The organism is Actinoallomurus liliacearum (genome assembly GCF_039542035.1).
Classification (GTDB): Bacteria; Actinomycetota; Actinomycetes; order Streptosporangiales; family Streptosporangiaceae; genus Actinoallomurus; species Actinoallomurus liliacearum.
The window spans coordinates 1-17506 of record NZ_BAABHJ010000035.1 but is presented as its reverse complement, the minus strand read 5'-3'; the positions used below and the strand labels follow the sequence as shown (position 1 = coordinate 17506).

Annotated in this window: 16 protein-coding genes; 1 reads left to right on the top strand and 15 read right to left on the bottom strand. The window is 70.1% G+C overall.

The genetic code is table 11. The features are described from left to right. Positions 1 to 291: 291 nt before the first annotated feature. The 12 genes from ABD978_RS36700 to ABD978_RS36645 form a co-directional block, all read right to left on the bottom strand. Positions 292 to 1056 carry a TenA family protein gene (locus ABD978_RS36700; protein ID WP_345364971.1) on the bottom strand — a complete coding sequence of 255 codons (765 nt, stop codon included), beginning with the start codon at positions 1054 to 1056 and terminating at the stop codon, positions 292 to 294. Positions 1057 to 1088: 32 nt separating this feature from the next. Next, entirely contained in the window at positions 1089 to 2714 is a 1626-nt protein-coding gene (locus ABD978_RS36695) for an FAD-dependent monooxygenase (protein ID WP_345364969.1), read from the bottom strand. Then, complete coding sequence (locus ABD978_RS36690; RefSeq protein ID WP_345364967.1) at positions 2714 to 3445, bottom strand: SDR family NAD(P)-dependent oxidoreductase; 732 nt, start codon at positions 3443 to 3445, stop codon at positions 2714 to 2716. Before ABD978_RS36690 ends, ABD978_RS36695 begins: the two co-directional genes overlap by 1 nt. 35 nt (positions 3446 to 3480) lie before the next feature. Next, on the bottom strand, positions 3481 to 3954 hold the full coding sequence (locus ABD978_RS36685) for an anthrone oxygenase family protein (protein ID WP_345364965.1): 474 nt from the start codon (positions 3952 to 3954) through the stop codon (positions 3481 to 3483). Beyond that, positions 3951 to 4439 (bottom strand): SRPBCC family protein, encoded by a 489-nt coding sequence (locus ABD978_RS36680; protein ID WP_345364963.1) that lies wholly within the window; start codon positions 4437 to 4439, stop codon positions 3951 to 3953. The genes ABD978_RS36685 and ABD978_RS36680 overlap by 4 nt, the downstream gene beginning before the upstream one ends. Positions 4440 to 4480: 41 nt before the next feature. Further along, positions 4481 to 4741, bottom strand: coding sequence for an acyl carrier protein (locus ABD978_RS36675; RefSeq protein ID WP_345364961.1), 261 nt, complete (start codon positions 4739 to 4741; stop codon positions 4481 to 4483). Positions 4742 to 4752: 11 nt separating this feature from the next. After that, positions 4753 to 5973, bottom strand: coding sequence for a ketosynthase chain-length factor (locus ABD978_RS36670; protein ID WP_345364959.1), 1221 nt, complete (start codon positions 5971 to 5973; stop codon positions 4753 to 4755). Between the two features lie 100 nt (positions 5974 to 6073). Next, positions 6074 to 7336, bottom strand: coding sequence for a beta-ketoacyl-[acyl-carrier-protein] synthase family protein (locus tag ABD978_RS36665; protein WP_345364957.1), 1263 nt, complete (start codon positions 7334 to 7336; stop codon positions 6074 to 6076). Continuing rightward, complete coding sequence (locus ABD978_RS36660) at positions 7329 to 7787, bottom strand: cupin domain-containing protein (protein WP_345364955.1); 459 nt, start codon at positions 7785 to 7787, stop codon at positions 7329 to 7331. Before ABD978_RS36660 ends, ABD978_RS36665 begins: the two co-directional genes overlap by 8 nt. Then, positions 7780 to 8106, bottom strand: a complete 327-nt coding sequence (locus tag ABD978_RS36655) for a TcmI family type II polyketide cyclase (protein ID WP_345364953.1) — start codon at positions 8104 to 8106, stop codon at positions 7780 to 7782. The genes ABD978_RS36660 and ABD978_RS36655 overlap by 8 nt, the downstream gene beginning before the upstream one ends. A gap of 217 nt (positions 8107 to 8323) precedes the next feature. Further along, complete coding sequence (locus ABD978_RS36650) at positions 8324 to 9910, bottom strand: right-handed parallel beta-helix repeat-containing protein (protein WP_345364951.1); 1587 nt, start codon at positions 9908 to 9910, stop codon at positions 8324 to 8326. 242 nt (positions 9911 to 10152) lie between these two features. After that, positions 10153 to 10527 (bottom strand): SchA/CurD-like domain-containing protein, encoded by a 375-nt coding sequence (locus ABD978_RS36645; protein WP_345364949.1) that lies wholly within the window; start codon positions 10525 to 10527, stop codon positions 10153 to 10155. A 133-nt stretch (positions 10528 to 10660) separates the two neighbouring features. On the opposite strand from ABD978_RS36645, the gene ABD978_RS36640 reads away from it, so the two are divergent. After that, on the top strand, positions 10661 to 12262 hold the full coding sequence (locus ABD978_RS36640) for an FAD-dependent monooxygenase (RefSeq protein WP_345364947.1): 1602 nt from the start codon (positions 10661 to 10663) through the stop codon (positions 12260 to 12262). 219 nt (positions 12263 to 12481) lie between these two features. On the opposite strand, the gene ABD978_RS36635 is transcribed toward ABD978_RS36640, so the two are convergent. From ABD978_RS36635 to ABD978_RS36625, 3 genes are all read right to left on the bottom strand, one after another. Continuing rightward, positions 12482 to 13291 carry an ABC transporter permease gene (locus ABD978_RS36635; protein ID WP_345364943.1) on the bottom strand — a complete coding sequence of 270 codons (810 nt, stop codon included), beginning with the start codon at positions 13289 to 13291 and terminating at the stop codon, positions 12482 to 12484. Between the two features lie 20 nt (positions 13292 to 13311). After that, entirely contained in the window at positions 13312 to 14301 is a 990-nt protein-coding gene (locus tag ABD978_RS36630) for an ATP-binding cassette domain-containing protein (protein WP_345364941.1), read from the bottom strand. Between the two features lie 326 nt (positions 14302 to 14627). Next, positions 14628 to 16016 carry an FAD-dependent oxidoreductase gene (locus ABD978_RS36625; RefSeq protein ID WP_345364939.1) on the bottom strand — a complete coding sequence of 463 codons (1389 nt, stop codon included), beginning with the start codon at positions 16014 to 16016 and terminating at the stop codon, positions 14628 to 14630. Between the last annotated feature and the right edge of the window lie 1490 nt (positions 16017 to 17506).

Sequence of the window (17506 nt, the reverse complement as noted above, 5' to 3'; positions counted from 1 at the left end):
CCTGGCGGACCTTCGGTGCGGTCGGGGTGATGTCCCGACCTTCACACACAACCGCCAGCGGACCGAGAAGACCGAATCCCATTTCGCTTTCCTTCGCTTGCACGTTCGCCTGACGAAGCGCGGACGATGAGATCACAGCGACCATCCCGATGAAGCGGGGATGGCGGAGGACAGAGCGGTCGATTCGGCGCCGCGGGGACACCTCGATGTGGCGGTGTGCCATCACCGGGCCAGGAGCACCGGGACCTTTTTGAAATGAGCGCGCCAGAACTGATCGCGCGCGGTGCGGCCCTATCCGCGGTGCCGCCACGCCGCCTCGGCGAACGCCCACTCGTGACGGGCGCCGAGCAGGAATCGTTCGGCGAGGCGGTCCCGGTCGCGGGCCGAGCACCGGTCGCTCACCTCGTCGACCATGGTCAGGTAAGCCGCGACGTACTCCTGATAGCCGTCGCCCGGGCAGTACCGATCGATCCAGGCGGCGTACCGGGAGCCCGGTGCTCGTCCTTGTCGCAGATCGTCCGAGACCTGGAGATGGAACCAGGTCATGGGCAGCAGTCCGCCGATCGCGGCGGCGAACGAATCCGTGGCGACCGCGGTCATGAAGGAGGTGTGCGCGCGGCACGCCGGGTCGATCGGCGCGACGCCCTCCCCCGGTCCACCCGGGTCCCCGGGTGCCCCGGGTCCCCCCTGCAGCCCTGGTCCACCTGGCTCTCCCGGCGCCCCCGGTCCGCCCTGCGGCCCCGGTCGGCCTGGATCCGCCGGTCCGCCCGGCTCCTCGGCGAGCTCGGTGAGCTCGCGGAGGAGCCGGGGAACCGACTCGAACGTCGCGTTCGCCGCCTCGCAGAGCATCGCGGCATGGGCATGGCCGTCGGCGGTCGCCGCCACGCGGGCCAGCGCCCGGGCGTACGCGGGCACGACGTACCGAGCGTCCTGCTCGGCGAAGTACCGCAGCGAGGCCGTCGGTAGCGTGCCCGCGCGGACCCCGGCCCAGAACGGGTGGTCGGTGACCGCGGCGAGCACGGGCTTGGCGATCGTCGCCAGCTCGTCCCGCATCATCTCGTCATTCCCTTCCCGCGTCACGGGCTCCGTCAGCGGCCGGCCACGACCGGGCCGGCGGCCCCGGCGACCTGGGCGAGGACGTCTCCCAGCACACCGACGGGGTCCGACCGGTCGTCGCTACTCCGCCACGCCACGAAGGCGTCCGGCCGGACCAGCACGGCACCGCGCTCGGAGACGCCGTACGCCGCGGCCCAGTCGCCGTCCGCGGCGGCGTAGTCGCCGCCCGGCCCGATCCGGACCGCCCGCAGCGGCACCTCACTGCGCGCGGCGAGGGCGGCCGCCGCCTCGTGCCACCCGGCGCCCTGCGCTCCGGTGAGCAGGACGTACGAGTCGTAGAACAGGTCGATGGTGGAGATCCGTTCCTCGCCCCGGCGAAGCCAGACGTGCGGGGCGCGGGTGCCGGGCTCACCGACCAGGCGCAGCGGCGCGGTCAGTACCGGCTTGGACTCCTCGGAGATGATCGCCGAGGAACGGTACCGGTAGCCGAGCGTGATGATGATGTCGTCGACCATCTTCGCCCGGACCTGCTCGTCCGCGTGCCCGTGCCGGACCCGGTTGCGCACCATGGCCTGCTCGGCCATCGCGTTGCCGACCGCGTGCCGCTCGTCGTGGTAGGTGTCGAGCAGCTTCTCGTTGCCCCAGCCCTTCAGCGTGGCGGCGAGCTTCCACGCCAGGTTGTGCGCGTCGTGGATGCCGGTGTTCGCGCCGAACCCGCCGGCCGGCGGGTGAACGTGGGCCGCGTCGCCGGCCAGGAAGACCCGGCCGACGCGGAAGCGCTCCGCCACGAGCTGGGAGCCCTCCCAGGGCACCTTCGCCATGATCTCGACCTGCATGTCCGGCCTGCCGGACGCCATCCGGACGATCTCGACGCAGCGCTCGTCGGTGAAGTCCGCCGGCGACTCGCCCTTGTCGGGGTGGTACAGCGGGGCGGCCAGCCACGGATCCCGCCCGTGCAGCCGGGACAGGCCGATCATCGTGCCGCCGGCGGTGGCGTAGCACAGGATGAACGGCCGGTCCTGCAGGATCTTCTCCAGCTCGGGGGCGCGGAAGTAGATGCTGAGCGCGTTGAAGACGGTGCCCCGTCCGACGCGGGACACGCCCAGCATCCGGCGGACCGCGCTGCTCGCGCCGTCCGCGCCGACCACGTAACGGGCCCGGACGGTGCCGACCGTGCCGGTCCGTACGTCCTCGATCTCGGCGGTGACGCCGTCGTCGTCCTGCTCCAGGGACAGCAGGCGGCTGCCGAAGCGGACCTCCGCCCCGAACTCCCCGGCCTTCTCCGCGAGGACGACCTCGTACCGGTCCTGCCCGCAGCCCATGACGCGTTCGGGGCTGATCTCCGGGCTGTCCAGCGACGGCGCCTCCAGGACCTCGGCGTCCGCGATCTCGGAGTAGGTGTTGACCCGCAGGATCCCGCCCTCGAAGAAGGGGTGCGAGTCGCCGATCTCCAGCGCCCGCACCTCCTTGCCGAGCCCCGCCGCGCGGAACAGCTCCATCGTGCGCGCCTGCAGGCCCGGGGCCCGCGGCAGCAGGGAGGTGTCCGGCCGCTTCTCGACCAGCAGTGACCTGATGCCGTGCCGACCGAGGAAGACGGCGGTGGACAGCCCCACCGGCCCGCCGCCGACGATCAGAACCGGCACGCTCTCCTCGGCCATCAGATCCCTCCGTCCACGTTGATCGACACGCCGTTCACGAACCGTGACAGGTCGCTGGTCAGGAACGCCACGACGCCGGCGACGTCGTCCGGGGTGCCGAGCCGGCCCAGGGGGATGAGCTTCTGGTACCGCTCCAGGACCTGCGGCGGGGTGGGCTCCTCCGTCTGGATGGGACCCGGCGCCACCACGTTCACTCGGACGCCGCGTCCGCCGAGTTCCTTGGACAGCGAGCGGGTGAGCCCGACCAGGCCCGCCTTGGTGGCGGTGTAGTGCGCGCGCAGCGGGATGCCGACCTCGGCCACCCGGGAGCCGATGAAGACGACCGACCCGCCGGAGGGGATCAGCGGCAGCGCCCGCTGCGTGACGAGGTACGGGCCGCCGAGGTTGTTGTCGACGATCCGCCGCCACTCCTCGAACGGCAGCTCGGCGAACGGTACGTGGCTGATGACGCCCGCGTTGTGCACGACCGCGTCCAGCCGTCCGAACGAGGTGCGGCAGGCCTCGACGAGCGCGTCGACCTCGGCCGGGACGCTCACGTCCGCCTTGACGAGGTGGTGCTCCCCGCCGGTCTCCTTCAGCTCCCGGGTGAGGGAGGCGACCGCCTCGCCGTCCGTCCGATAGCAGGTGACCACGTCGGCGCCCGCGCGGGCGAGGCCGAGGACGATGCCCCGCCCGACGCCACGCGACCCGCCGGTCACCAGGACCTTCTTGCCTGACAGATTGATGTCCATCGTTCCTTCGCCGTCCGTGTGGGGTTCCGATGCGGTCACAGCAACACCGCCGCGCCCGCGAGGTTGGCGACCAGGGCGGTGATGCCGAGGCCGACCCGGATGTCGTTCCACCGCTTCCAGCTGGCCCGGGGATCGCGCTCGGGCCAGTCGTCCGGCTGGCTCGCCGGGTCCAGGCCCGTCACGTACTTGTTGATCGGGACGTTCTTGGTCACCGAGATCACCATGAGCACGCCGAGCAGCACGGCCGCGCCGATGAACAGATCGGACGCCTCCGTGCCGTCCCGCCGCCCGCCGGCCGTCACCGCCATCGCGATGTCCAGCCCGAACGCCAGGACGTTCAGGATGGGAACGAAGGGGTCGTACCGCGGCCACATGAACTTGATCAGCTCGACGTAGCGGGCGTACGGCAGGTGGAGCGCCATCGCGGCCGGCCCGATCGCGTTGCCGAGCATGACGCCGACCGCCACGCCGTTGGCGAACAGCGCCAGTGGGAGCAGCGCCGAGATCATCCCTCGGCCTGCCGGGTGGTCGCCGCCGCCACGTGGCCGGCCGCGGCCTCCTCCACCAGTCGCTTGATCCGGTCCATCTGGATCGCGGTGTTCCGGTTGAGGTGCTCGGTCATGGCGGCGTCGTCGACGGGCGCCTGCGGCTTCATGTGGAAGTCCTGCACCCAGCGCATGCGCACGCCGTCCGCGACCTCGCGGTACTCCCAGTGGATGTTCATGTGCTCGAACGGACCCGTCTCGATCCGGTGAGCGTTGACCTCACGACCGACCGGGTCGGCGGTCCGCTCGGAGACCCAGCTCCACACCTGGCCGTCCTCGTCGGGATGCATCGTGAGCCGGAAGGTGACCGTGTCGCCGTCGCGTTTCAGGATCTCCGCGGCGGCGTACTCGCTGAACAGCGAAGGCCATGACGCGACGTCGTTGGTCATGTCCCACACCAGGGCCATGGGCGCGTTGATGACGATCGCGTTGTCAGTGTGTCCTGCCATGAGTTCTTTCCTTGTCGGGCCGGTGGGCGTCCTTCGGCTGGTCAGGCCACCAGTCGGAGGTTGACGTAGTCGGTCAGGGCACGCGGCGTGGGCAACTGCTCGGTCGCGTCGTCGGGGATGACCACGCCGAGGTGGTTCTGCAGCTTCGCCGCCACCTCCAGCACGGCGAGCGAGTCGTAGCCGAGCTCCTCGAACGTGACGTCGGCGATGTCACTGTCGAGGTCGACGGACTCGGCGTCCCCCGCGCAGGTGCGCAGGATCTCTCTGAGATCGTCGAGGGTGAAGGATCCGGACTCTGCCATCTGTCACTCCGTTAGTCGGTCGCCGTCAGGACGATTGCCGCGTTGAAGCCGCCGTAGCCGCGGGCGAGCACCAGGGCGGCGCTGAGTGGCGCCTCTCTCGGCGCGTCGCGCACCAGGTCGATGTCGCAACCCGGCGCGAGTTCGGTGACGCCGACCGTGGGCGGGATGACGCCGTCGCGCATCGCGAGCAGGGCGGCGGCGACGTCCAGGGCCGCTCCACCCGCGTTGAGACGTCCGGTCATGGTCTTGGGCGCGGTGACCGGAACGCCGGCCGGACCGAAGACGGCGCTGATCGCCGCCGCCTCCTGCCGGTCGAGTTCCGGCACGCCGGCGGCGTCCGCGAAGACGACCCCGATCGCCTCGGGGGCGAGCCCGGCGTCCGTCAGGGCCAGTTCGATCGCCCGGCGCAGCCCGGGTTCGCGCGAGGATCCCGGCCGCGGGTCGAACGTCGCGGCGTAGCCGGCGATCGTCCCGTACAGCCGCGGCGCGGAACGGGCCCGTGCCTCGGCCGCGTCCTCCACGACGAGCATCGCGCCGCCCTCACCGGGGACGTAACCGGCTGCGGCGGCGTCGAAGGGCAGATACGCGCCGCCTGGATCGGCGCTCTCACTCAACCTGCCGTTGGCGTACTGCGCGGTCAGCCCATAGGGGCACAGCGACGCGTCCGTGCCGCCGGTGACCACCAGGCGGGTTCCCTGCTGGACCAACTGCCGTGCCTGCCCGGCCGCGTCCAGCGCCCCGGCCTGCTCGGCGCAGATCACCCCGCACGGGCCGCGCATCCCGTGCCGGATGGAGATCTGCCCGGTCGTCGCCGCGTAGAACCAGGCGATCGACTGGTACGCGCCGACCCATCGGGGTCCCTTCGACCACAGCCGCTCGATCTCGCGCTGGCCGAACTCCGTGCCCCCGGACGAGCTGGCGGTCACCACCGCCATGTCGTACTCGGGGAACGTCTGCGGGTCGGCGACCGCGTCCTCCAGCGCCCACGCCGCGGCGGTCAGACCGAGGTGGGTCCAGTTGTCGGTCTGCGGGATCAGTCGGCCGGGCACGTGGTCGCGCGCGGTGAACTCCGTCACCTCTCCGGCCACCCGCACCGGATAGTCGGACGGGTCGAACCGTTCGATCGGCGCGAGGCCGCTGCGTCCGTCGAGGGTCGCCGACCAGTAGGCCTCGGTCCCGAGGCCGTTCGGAGCCGTGACCCCGATCCCGGTGATGACCGCGGATCTGGTCATGCGGCCTCCTTCCTCGCCCGACCAACCCGCCCCGGCCGACCTCCCGGCGTCGGCGGAGCGACCGGAGGCACTGCGTTCATGATTCGCTCGCTGCGCTCGCTCATGTCCGGTCCCGCCTCATCACCACGGCGGTCTGGAAACCTCCGAAACCGCTTCCGACGCTGAGGACGGTGTCGATGGCGTGTTCGCGCGCGGTCAGCGGCACGTAGTCGAGATCGCACTCCGGATCGGCCTCGTGCAGGTTGGCCGTCGGCGGCACGACCTGGTGCTCGATGGCCAGCGCGCAGGCCGCCACCTCGATCGAGCCGATGGCGCCGAGCGAATGCCCGATCATCGACTTGATCGAGCTGACCGGCACCTCGTACGCGTGCCGGCCGAGGGAGCGCTTGAACGCCGCCGTCTCATGACGGTCGTTCTGCTTGGTCCCGGAACCGTGCGCGTTGATGTAGTCGATGTCGGTGGGGTCCTGCCGGGCCAGGCGCAGCGCGTGCGTGATCGCCTCGGCCATCTCGCGGCCGTCGGGCTTGAGGCCGGTCATGTGGTAGGCGTTGCTGCGGTTCGCGAAGCCGGCCACCTCGGCGTAGACGTGCGCCCCGCGCCGGTGGGCAGCCTCGCGTTCCTCCAGTACGAAGACCGCCGCGCCCTCGCCGAGGACGAACCCGTCCCGGCGCGCGTCGAACGGCCGGGAGGCGTGCGCCGGGTCGTCGTTGTTCGAGGACGTCGCCTTGATCGCGTCGAAGCACGCCGAGGTGATCGGCGAGATCGGCGCGTCGGTCGCCCCGGCGATCACCACGTCGGAGCGGCCGCTGAGTATCAGGTTGCTGCCGGCGCAGACGGCGTCCAGCCCGGCCGTGCATCCGGTGGAGATCAGCGATACCGGGCCCTCGGCTCCGGCCACCCAGGCGACCTCGCACGCCATCGTGCTCGGCACCATGTGCCCGTAGAGATGAGGCACGGCGTAGGCCGGGTCGACGAGCCACCGGCGGCCGCCGTCGCTGAGGACGACGTACTCCTCCTCGAGGCCCATCGTGCAGCCGACGGCGCTGCCGATGGTGACGCCGATCCGCTCGGGCGGGATGTCGCCCTCCTCCAGGCCGCTGTCGGCCAGGGCCTCGCGGGCGCACACGACACCGAACTGCGCGGCGCGGTCCATCCGGCGGATCTCCTGCGGGCTCAGGCCCTCCGCGGCGGGATCGAAGTCGCACTCGGCGGCGATCCGCGAGCGGAAGCCGGAGGCGTCGAACAGGGTGATGGTGCGGGTCGCCGTACGGCCGGCGGTCAGCAGGTCCCAGTACGCCTTGGTGCCGATCCCGCCCGGCGCCACCACCCCCATCCCGGTGATGACGACCTGTCTGTCACTCATCGGCGCGGCCCCCGACGTCGAGCTGGGGCTGTCCGGCCCCGGACTGCGGCAGCGGCTCGGTGTCCACGTGGCCGAGGTCGGGCCGGGGCGCCAGCGGGCTGAGGTGGAAGACCGCGTGGGCCTCCTCGGTCCCGGAGTTCCAGACGCGGTGCCGCTGGCCGATGGGCACCATCAGGCCCTCGCCCGCGGACAGCTCGATGAGGGTCTCGCCCTCGATCCGCGCGGTGATCCGGCCCCGGACCACGAAGATGAACTCCTCCGAGTAGGGGTGGTAGTGCTCGGCCACGAACTCGTCGGGAGCGAGGGTCAGCGTGCCCATGAAACCGGACGTCGAGGCGACCGTCTTCGGGCTGAGGACGACCCGGATGTCGCCGCCGCGCCGGCGGTTCGGAGCCACGTCGCGGGCGGCGACCTTCACCGGAGCCGTGAGCTGCTGCGCTGAGTCACTCACCGTTCGCCTCCCAGACGTAGAAAGGAGACGCCATGGCGTCCTTGGGCTCTTTCCAGTTCGGGTCGTACGGTCGGATGTGGTGCGACAGCCGCTCGTTGATCTCCGAATAGAGCGGATGGCTGCGCGCCTTGTAGAGGCTCGGCGAAATATCGTCATCCGCCTCCACCAAGTGGAAATACAGGTCGTGGAAGCGGAACAGCGTACGTCGCGACACGCCGACCATCCGGGGCAGGTCGGTCGCGTCCGAGTCCGCGAATATTTGCGCCACGCTCTCTGCCTCGCCCGGCGCCATCCGAGCGACGATCAATGTCCGGTGCACCCCGGACCTCCTCTCGTGCTGTGCCGCCATGCTCATCCGACCGGGTCTGGTTCCGGTCGAACCTGGCTCGAAACACGCGGGGCCGCACGAGGCTCGAATGGGGGGAACGCCGAGCGCCGTTCTCAACACGTTCTCGAGCGGACGCGGTAGCGGGAAAAGCGCGGCGGCCGGGACCTCGCCGGTCCCGGCCGCCGCGGCGGCGCATATCGTGGTCAGATCATCGGTGGCTGTTGCTCGCGCAGGCGGGGCCCTGGTAGGAGCCGATGTTCGGGGGCTGGTCGGCCTGCAGCCGGAAGCCGTAGAAGTCGCGGTCACCGGCGTCCGGAATCGCCACGCCCGCCCGGAAGGCCGGCGAACCGCAGGCGAGCCGGTAGCCGTCGGGTCCCTGGCCCGGACGTTTGAACAGCGGCTTGGCGGTGACCGAGTTCGTCGCACCGGACGGCACCGATCCGATGCCGTCGTAGAGATTATGGTCATAGACTCCGGCGGAGTCGTTGATCATCAGACCGGACGCCCCGCCGACGAATATGTTGTTCTTGAAGACATGCGGCGCGTCGCCGAAGAAGATGTTGATCAAAGAAGTGTTGTCCGCCACGTCGCTGTAGACGACATTGTTGTAGAAGGTGATGTTGCTATCCACGCTGCCAGGGCAGACGCTGATGAGCGGAATGACGAGAGCGCCCAGCGCGACGTTCCTGTCATTCTGGCTGATGTTGTAGCGCACCGTCGCGCCGTCGATGGGGTTGCCCGCGTCACCGCAGATATAGACGAACCCGCCGTGGTTGTCACTGCTGTAGTTGTACTGCAAGAGCGAGCGTGAACTCGCCGCCTCGATGCTGTAGGCGGGCGCGAATGGAGTGGCGTCGCCGTTCGTGACGCGGTTGTACTGCTCGACCGCGCCGTCGGAGTTCCAGGCGTAGATGCCGCTGTGGGCGGTCGTCTCGTCCCGGGAGAAGCCGTCGACGTCGTTGCGCTCGATCAGTGGATCGACGCCGTTCTGCACCACGATCCCGGAGCCGCCGAGATCCTGGAGCCGGTTGCCCGCGACGTCGACGTGGCTCATGGGAACGAACGGGCCGACGCCGTCCGGGTGCTGCGGCCGGCGGCTCCACCGCGACGTCGTGCCGATCCCGAACCCGTGGACACGGGAGACGGCGCTGTGGGAGACCTGGATGCCGTCGAAGCCGGTCGGCACGGCCGAACCGGCCGCCCTGAAGACCACGCCCCCGCTGGGCTCGATCTCCGGATCCGTGCAGTCGCACCCGGTCACGTCGTGAACCGTCACGTCATCGACCACGTAGTGACCGCCGGTGCCGTAGTCCTCCAGCAGCACGTAGATCCCGGTGCGCGGGTTTCCGTCGCTCGTCGCCGGATCGGAGACGTCCAGGTGGCGGATCTCCCAGCCCTGCACGTTGTGCAGGTACACGGCCGCCCGCGCGCCCGCCGCGTTGATCGCCGGCCGGGCGCCGCTGCCGTACGCGCCGACCACGATCGGGGCGGCGGAGGTCCCCGATCCCTGCGGGGCCAGCGTTCCGGCGCAGCTGGTCCCCCGGCGCAGCAGGATGGAGTCGCCGGGCTTGAATGTCGCCGTGTTGACGCGGCCCAGGGTCCGCCAGGCGGTGCCGGTCGTCGTGCCGGCGGAGGAGTCCTTACCGGCGGCGCAGTCGACGTAGTAGGTCCGGCCGCCGGACGCGCCGGACGCGGCCAGCGCCGGCGCGCCGGTGGCGACGAGCGCGATGAGTCCGAAGACCGCGGCGGCGATCGACCGGTACGTCGGCCGGCGCGGTCCGCGACCGGACCTCATGGGTGGCGGCTCTTGCGAGCGGCGTCTCTGGGGCATGGCGTCAACTCCGATGATCAAGCGCGGCATAGGGGTCGGCGGTGGCTCGGCGCACCGAGGACCGCCTGGCATCGCGGCTGGTCATGCGGGGTTCCGCGATATGTCGGCCAAGGTTGGACCCCCTACCTCGAGGGCCTCTCGACGCCGGCTTGATCGTTTGCCCGTACCGTCACGCCCTCCGCCACCCGGCGCGGATCGCCCGCGGGCTACGCCATCTGCCGGGGTACCGAGAGCTGGGTGACGCTGCGCAGCATGCTCTTCTTGAAAGTCCGGACGAACCCGTCCACGGTGTCGGTGTCACGCGGGGCGTTGAGGTAGGGCTTGAGTTTCCGCTCCACCTCGCGGACGCCCGGCTGAGCACCCATGTGCCGGGCCACCGCGTCCAGGTCTCCCTCGTACTCGATGAACCGCACCAGCAGGCCGTCCCGGATGAAAACCGCGGTGGCCAGGATGCGTCCGGCCTGCCCGCCGTCGGCGCCGGGAACGACCGGGGACTTCGGCCGCTGGAAGTTCTGGAAGACCTCGGCGACCTCGTCCTCATGGCCGCTCTTGATGTCATAGGTGATCGCCACGAACGGCATTGACTCCTCCTGGTAGCTCTTTTCGCCTCAAACTCCACCGCCGGCCTCGGCGGCGGCTCGAACGCCTTGGGTCTAGCTCGACTCGAGCCGGTCGTGCGAGGTTCGGGGAAAGATGACCGGAGAGAGGGCTGACGTGACGGCATACGACGAGACCGCCCAAGTCCTGATCGTCGGCGGCGGATACGCGGGGCTGACATCGGCGCTGTTCTTGTCGCATCAGGGTGTGCGCACCGTGTTGGTGGACCGCCATCCGACCGTCTCGATCCAGGGCCGGGCGCGCGGGATCAACCAGCGGACCATGGAGATCTACCGGGCCTTCGGCGTGGAGCCGCCGATCGAGGACGCCGGACGACCGTTCGACACGGAGTCGGGAGTCGTCCGTTGCGAGCGGATCACCGGCGACTGGAACTGGGTCCTCGACGAGGAGACGCCGAGGGCGTTGCCCGACCTGACCGCCGGCCGGTTCGTGATGGCCGACCAGCGCAGCGTGGAACCCATCCTGATCGAGGCCGCCCGCCGTAACGGCGCCGAGCTCCGGTTCAACACCCAGTGCGTCTCGGTCGACGCGTACGCCGACCACGTGACGGCGGTGACCGACGATCGGGCGACCGGCCGACGCCGCACCATCCGGGCCGACCACCTCATCGCGGCCGACGGGTACCGTGGCACGATCCGGCAGCGCCTGGGCATCCCCCACACCGGGCCGGGGATCATCCAGCACTGGGTCAGCTTCGTCATCCGGGCCGACCTGTCGGAGATCGTGAAGAAGAGGGCACTGCTCTGGATCGTCGTCAACCCGGAGGTCGGCCTCGGTTCGCTGCTCACCACCTCGGTGCCCGACCAGTGGACGGTCAGCGTCACCTATGACGGGGAGAAGGAGTCGGCGGCCGACTTCACCACCGAACGGTGCGCCCGGCTGGCGAAAGCGGTGATCGGCCGGGACCTGCCCGTCGAGGTGCTCGACATCGCCGCCTGGGACGAAGCGGTGGGCGTCGCGGACCACTACCGCAGCGGCCGGGTCTTCCTCACCGGGGACACCGCTCACGTGTGGCCGCCGACGGGGGCGATGGGCGCCAACGCGGCGGTACAGGACGCCCACAACCTGGCCTGGAAGCTCGCCGCCTCGATCCGCGGCTGGGCGTCCGAGAGCCTGCTCGACACCTATGAGGCGGAACGGCGCCCGGTCGCGCGGGCCCTGGCCCAGATCACCGTCCGGCGCCAGGAGACGCGGTTCGGCAGCGAACCCGGCGACGAGGACGTGGACGACACCCTGTGCACGCTCGGCCAGCGGTACCGGTCCGCGGCGTTGCTCGACGCCGGCCACGAGTCCGTCTACGGCGACTCGCTGGAGCACCGGGCACGTCCCGGGCTCCGCGCACCGCACCTGTGGCTCGACCGCGGCGGCGACCGGATCGCCGTGCACGACCTGTTCCACGACGCCTTCGTCCTGCTGACCGGATCCGACGGGAAGCCGTGGATCGACGCGGCGCGCGACGTCGCCGGTGCCACCGGCGTTCCACTGCGGGCCTACCGCGTCGGGCCGGCGTCGGCCGGCGTCGACCTGGTCGACGTGGACGACGCCTGGCGGGACCGCTACGACGTCGGCACCGTGGGGGCGGTGCTCGTACGGCCGGACGGCTACACGGCCTGGCGGTGCGACGCACCGGCCGGCGACGCCGCCGAACCGCTGGCCGGCGCCCTGAACGCGATCCTCGGCCGGATGGCGCACCGGTGACGGCGGTCCCCCGAGGTACGGCGGAGTCCGCGGCGTGCGGACCGCCGGGCTCCGGAGCCGTCCCGCGCCGACCGGCGGCGCGACGGCTCCCGGGTACGTACGCGAGAATTCGGCAGCGGGGACCCGCTGCCGAATTCCACGGCTGAAGAGACGACGGGGGAGTCGCTCTCGTCTTCCGGTCGCGGCGGCGATCGGCCGCCCGGCCGATCGCCGTACGCCTCAGCGCCGCCGGTAGATCGCCACCGCCAGGGCGCCGAACCCCACCATGAGCGCCGCCGTCCAGATCAGCGAGCGGATCATGAAGTACGACGCGTCGTGGCCGAGCAGCGCCTGGGCCCGGTCGCCCACCGTCAGCGCCCGCACGGTGTCGGCCATGAGGGTGACGGGCTGGTTGTCGGCGAACCCGCGAATCCACGACGGCATCGACGAGGACGGTACGTACGCGTTCGAGACGAACGTCAGGACGAAGACGATCAACGAGACGCCGTTGGCGGCCTGGGCGTTCCCGGCGAGCAGTCCGGCTGCGATGAACACCCAGCTGAAGGCCAGCCCGAACAGCAGGCAGACGCCGAATGCGGCGATCCCCTGCGCGACGGTCCCGTGCAGGCGGAAGCCGATGGCGAACCCGACCGCCGTCGTGACGCCGAGGCTCCAGGTGAGGACGATCACGTCGGCCAGGACCCGTCCGATCAGCACGGACGAACGCGGCATGGGCAGTGAGCGCAGCCGGTCGATGAGCCCGCTCTGCAGGTCGTCGGCCATCGCGATGGCCGTGCCGAGGGTGCTGAAGAGCACCCCGGCGGCGATGAAGCCCGGGACGGCGAAGTCGACGTACGGCAGCCCCTGGCTGGTTCCGATCGCGCCGCCGAACACGTAGCGGAACGCGACGAGGAACCCCGCCATCTGGACGGTGCTGAGGACGACGAGCTGGGGGGTCCGCATGAAGGTGAGCAACGCTCGTTTCGCGACGAGCAGCGTGCTCATCGGCAGGTGGCTCCCTGCCTGGCGGGTGGTGGCGAGGGCGGTCATGGTCGTCTCCTGTCCTGCGCTCACTTAACCGTCTCGCCGGCCTTGCTGCCCTCGGTGGGCGGGCTCTCCAGTTCCCGTCCGGTGAGGGCGAGGAAGACCTCGTCGAGTTTCGGCTGGCGAAGGCTGATATCGGTCAATGCGGTGCCGACGTCGTCGACCGCACGCAACCCGCTGATCAGCTGCTCGGCCGTGGCGTCCGCGCCCACGCCCACGCTCACCCGCCGGGTCGCCTCATCGATCTGCGGTTCCGTCCAGCCGAGCCGGGCCAGCGCCGCGGCCACCGCCGGCGTGTCGGCGCGGTCCCGCACGTGGACCTCGAGCACGTTGCCGCCGACACGCTGCTTGAGCTCCGACGGCGGTCCGGAGGCGACCACGCGTCCGCGGTTGATGATCACCAGGTGGCTGGCGAGACGGTCGGCCTCGTCCAGATACTGGGTCGTGAGCAGGACGTCGGTTCCCTGGGCGGCGAGATCATCGATGTTGTCCCACAGCTCCAGCCGGGCCCGGGGGTCGAGCCCGGTGGTCGGCTCGTCGAGCAGCAGCAGGCGCGGCGCGCTCACCAGGCTCGCGCCCAGGTCGAGCTTGCGGCGCATGCCGCCGGAGTAGGTGCGCACCAGCCGGTCACCGTCGTCCGCGAGACCGAAGCGCTCCAGGACGCGGGTGGCGTTGGCCCGCGCCTCACCGGCCCGCTGACCGAACAGCCGGGCCACGAGCTCGAGGTTCTCCCGACCGGTCATCGCCGGTTCGACGGCGGCGTACTGGCCGGCGAGCCCGATGGCCTTGCGGACCTTCCCCGGCTCACGCCGGGCGTCGTGGCCGACCACGCGCAACACGCCGTCGTCGGGACGCAGGAGCGTGGACACGCAGCGGACAAAGGTGGTCTTCCCCGCGCCGTTGGGCCCGAGCACCGCCATGACCTGGCCGGACTCGACCTCCAGGTCAAGTCCGTCGAGAGCCGTCTTGCGACGGAAGCGCTTGACCAGCCCGTGCGCCTCGATCGTCGGAGTCACAGTCGCCTCTTCTCGCGAACATCGTTTGGTAACGATCGCCATTCTGCTGGCCGATCAGTGTTCGGTCAAGCTATATCGCATTTTCGAAGGGTGTTCGACGGCATGGGAGGCTCGCGGCGGTGTGGGACGACCTCCAGCAGGGTCCGCGCCGTCCGCCCCGAGGCCGGACGGTAATCCGGCGCCCTCGCGGCGCGGTCGTGCGCGGCCGACCGATGACCGAGGCTCCTCCTCACGCGGACGCGTCGTCGACGCGGCGTCGAGCGTCCCTCACCACGTGGGGTCGAACGTCCGTCGAGGGGCCGACCGGCCGAGCATCCGGTGACCGGTCAGGCGGTGCTGCCGCCCTGCAGCCATCGGTACTCGCTCGCCACCCGCGCCTTCAGCCGGGGCACCCGGTCGGCGACCCGCAGTCGCATGCGGGTCCCCGCGGCCAGCACCGGGCCGATCACCGGCTTGGTCGCCCGGGCCTGGCGGGTGAGGCATTTGGTGTACGCCGAGCTCGCGGCGCGACCGCATCGGTGCGTCGCCGCCTCATAGTCGTTGATCGCGCTGACGACCGGCCGTCCCCGGTCGACGGCCTCGGCGAGGAGGCGACACAGGATCCCGGCGGCGCGAAAGGCGGCGTTGGCCCCCTCGCCCGCGTCCGGCACCCTGCACACGAGGGCGTCTCCCAGCAGAGTGACGTTCGTCGCCTGCCACCGTGCGACCGAATCCGAGACCAGGGCAGGGGTCGCCGCCGCCGTCGCCGGATCGGTCAGCTTCACCAGCGCGCGCAGCGCGGTGTGCCACGGCCTGGTGAGACCCATCACGGCGTCGACGAGCCTGTCGCCGGCAAGGCAGGCGGGTTCGGTCCGGCTGAACCACGAGGGCACCATGAGACCCCACAGCACGTGGTCCACGGTCCGGTCGTGCGAAAGGCCCGGCCAGGTCTTGATGAGCGCCGCGTCCAGGCGGCCGACGTGCGGTTTCGGCTCCCCCATCGCGTCCCACTTGAACTCCATCGGCTGGGTCATCAGCGATGACCCGTCGCGTCCCGACACCACCGACAGGCCCTCGAGCATCTTCCCCGGGAGTACCATCGCGGCGTCGGAGAGAGGCACCTGCCCGAACACCGCGGCGGGCCCGCATTCCAGCACGCCGGCGTGCGGAAGATACTGACGCCGCACTCGCGAACACCGGCCGTCGGCCCCGACCAGGACGTCACCGACAGCGGAGCTGCCGTCCGCGAAGAACGCGGCTATCCGCCCGCCTGGCCGTTGTTCGTAATGAGTTAGCTCTTTTCCGAAATGAACGACATCCTCAACTCCGGTCAGCATCAGTTGGCGCAGGGTCATCGCACTCGCGTAATGCATCCCGGTCGCGGATCCGTCTCCGCTTCCCGCCGACGCCGGCAGCCGGATGCTGAGCAGCTCGTCGAGTCCATCCGAATAAACGGCGAGATGCCGGGGCGGCGCCGCACAGGTGGCGAGAAAAGTCTGGTACAGATCCGGCGGAAGGGCATCACGCAAGGCCTTGGAACCCCGTGGCCCGATCGCCAGCCGACAGCCGAAGAAGCCGTCGCCCCTGGCGGCTTCCCGCTCATAGACGGCCACGCTGAGTCCCGCTCTCTTCAGACCATGCGCGAGACAGGTGCCACTCAGACCCGCACCGATGATCAAGACATGGACTGGCCGTTCGGACACTTGGAGCACCTTCCTCACCACATCGGCCGGCACGAAGCCGCGGACCCCGACAAGATCACCTATGTCTCCGGTCGGGTGCCCGGCATTCCGGATTACCCCGCGTCGGCCCTACGGCGGGAGAATCTCTACATACGTCAACCGACGATGAACGTCTTCCGTAATTCAGATACTGTCGGTGTTTACTCCACATAACTCGCGATACATCTCGTATACCAAAGAAATCCCCAGGGGGCAAGTTCGCCCGGGTGGGCCTCGGCACGCCCACCTTCGGCGCGCCGGGAATGCCCGTACGGCCGGTTCGGCCGACAGACCGGAAAGCAGCAGGCCGAGGCCGTCTGGCGGTCGAAGGGAACCATCCGTGAACACCGCCCACCGGCGCGTCGCCCCGCATGGGAGCGCCGCCGCGACGGTTGAACGACCGTATGACCGTGACTACAAACTTTTCGACCCGTCAAGTCGCCGATAACATGCTTTCGACGGTTCGGGTAATGACCACGTCGCCCATGCCGCGAACAAGCGCACGACCGTCGTTTCGCGCCACCGGCCGCGGCGCGAAGACCACGGGCCCGGCCGATCCGGCCGCCCTCGCGCCGACAGTGGCGGGCGGGGCCCCGCCCCACCGCACACCGCCGGCACGACTCGGTCGCGGACCGGGGATCGGCACCACCCCCGCCGTTCCGCGAACCGTCCACACACCCCGGCCGCTTCTGTCGAATCCGGTGAGCAACGGCCCGTGAACACAGCGCAGCCGGATATATCCCCCACGACCGATCGCGCCGACCGGACCCCCAAGGGGCCTCCCACGCGCATTCACCCGGCACCCGCACGACCTGGACCCGGACCGAGACCCGATGCCGGGCCGGGCGATTCCCGCCCGCGGACCGGCACGCCGCCATCCAGGTCAGCGGCCGCCGGACCGGCCCCCGCAGCACCTCGCAACCCGACAGAAGCACTTGCTTACCGCTCGGTCTTGGCACGTCAAGACACCTGTCGACGTTTCGGCCCAACTGATCATCTTCTGCTCGTCGAACCTGGCCAAAGAGCCACTTAGACCGCATCTTGAAAGCCAGAAAAAACATGCAACAATGCGTCTGTGCTAGACGCCCGGTGCAACCTGATCACCTACTCAATATGGTTATCATTCGACTACGCAGCGTGTACTTGACCGTTCACGGATTTCCCGAGGAGACGTACTCGATAGGCATGTAAGCCATGCGTAGCCCAGGCCAGCCGTAGGTGGCCTAAAAACAAATGCTGGAGACGGGGGGCACCGTGGCCCATGCAAAAGAGATCAACCGCGTCTCGAGTCTGCTTCTAGGAGCTGGAGTTATCCTGGGCCGCGCTGGCCCAGCCGGACATTTAACGTCCGAGCATCGTCTCCGGCCCCGCTAGCTCGATCTGTGAGTACCGGAAATCTCCGATGCGATCGGGGGAAGGCAAGATGGGGTTCAGCATTTTGGGACCGCTGGCGGTTGTGTGTGAAGGTCGGGACATCACCCCGACCGCACCGAAGGTCCGCCAGG

Excerpts from the sequence above, each read along its gene's own strand:
- ABD978_RS36685 (WP_345364965.1), bottom strand. The coding sequence starts at position 3,954 with ATGATCTCGGCGCTGCTCCCACTGGCGCTGTTCGCCAACGGCGTGGCG.
- ABD978_RS36635 (WP_345364943.1), bottom strand. The coding sequence starts at position 13,291 with ATGACCGCCCTCGCCACCACCCGCCAGGCAGGGAGCCACCTGCCGATG.
- ABD978_RS36645 (WP_345364949.1), bottom strand. The coding sequence starts at position 10,527 with ATGCCGTTCGTGGCGATCACCTATGACATCAAGAGCGGCCATGAGGAC.
- ABD978_RS36695 (WP_345364969.1), bottom strand. The coding sequence starts at position 2,714 with ATGGCCGAGGAGAGCGTGCCGGTTCTGATCGTCGGCGGCGGGCCGGTG.
- ABD978_RS36700 (WP_345364971.1), bottom strand. The coding sequence starts at position 1,056 with ATGATGCGGGACGAGCTGGCGACGATCGCCAAGCCCGTGCTCGCCGCG.
- ABD978_RS36690 (WP_345364967.1), bottom strand. The coding sequence starts at position 3,445 with ATGGACATCAATCTGTCAGGCAAGAAGGTCCTGGTGACCGGCGGGTCG.
- ABD978_RS36650 (WP_345364951.1), bottom strand. The coding sequence starts at position 9,910 with ATGAGGTCCGGTCGCGGACCGCGCCGGCCGACGTACCGGTCGATCGCC.
- ABD978_RS36675 (WP_345364961.1), bottom strand. The coding sequence starts at position 4,741 with ATGGCAGAGTCCGGATCCTTCACCCTCGACGATCTCAGAGAGATCCTG.
- ABD978_RS36670 (WP_345364959.1), bottom strand. The coding sequence starts at position 5,973 with ATGACCAGATCCGCGGTCATCACCGGGATCGGGGTCACGGCTCCGAAC.
- ABD978_RS36665 (WP_345364957.1), bottom strand. The coding sequence starts at position 7,336 with ATGAGTGACAGACAGGTCGTCATCACCGGGATGGGGGTGGTGGCGCCG.
- ABD978_RS36680 (WP_345364963.1), bottom strand. The coding sequence starts at position 4,439 with ATGGCAGGACACACTGACAACGCGATCGTCATCAACGCGCCCATGGCC.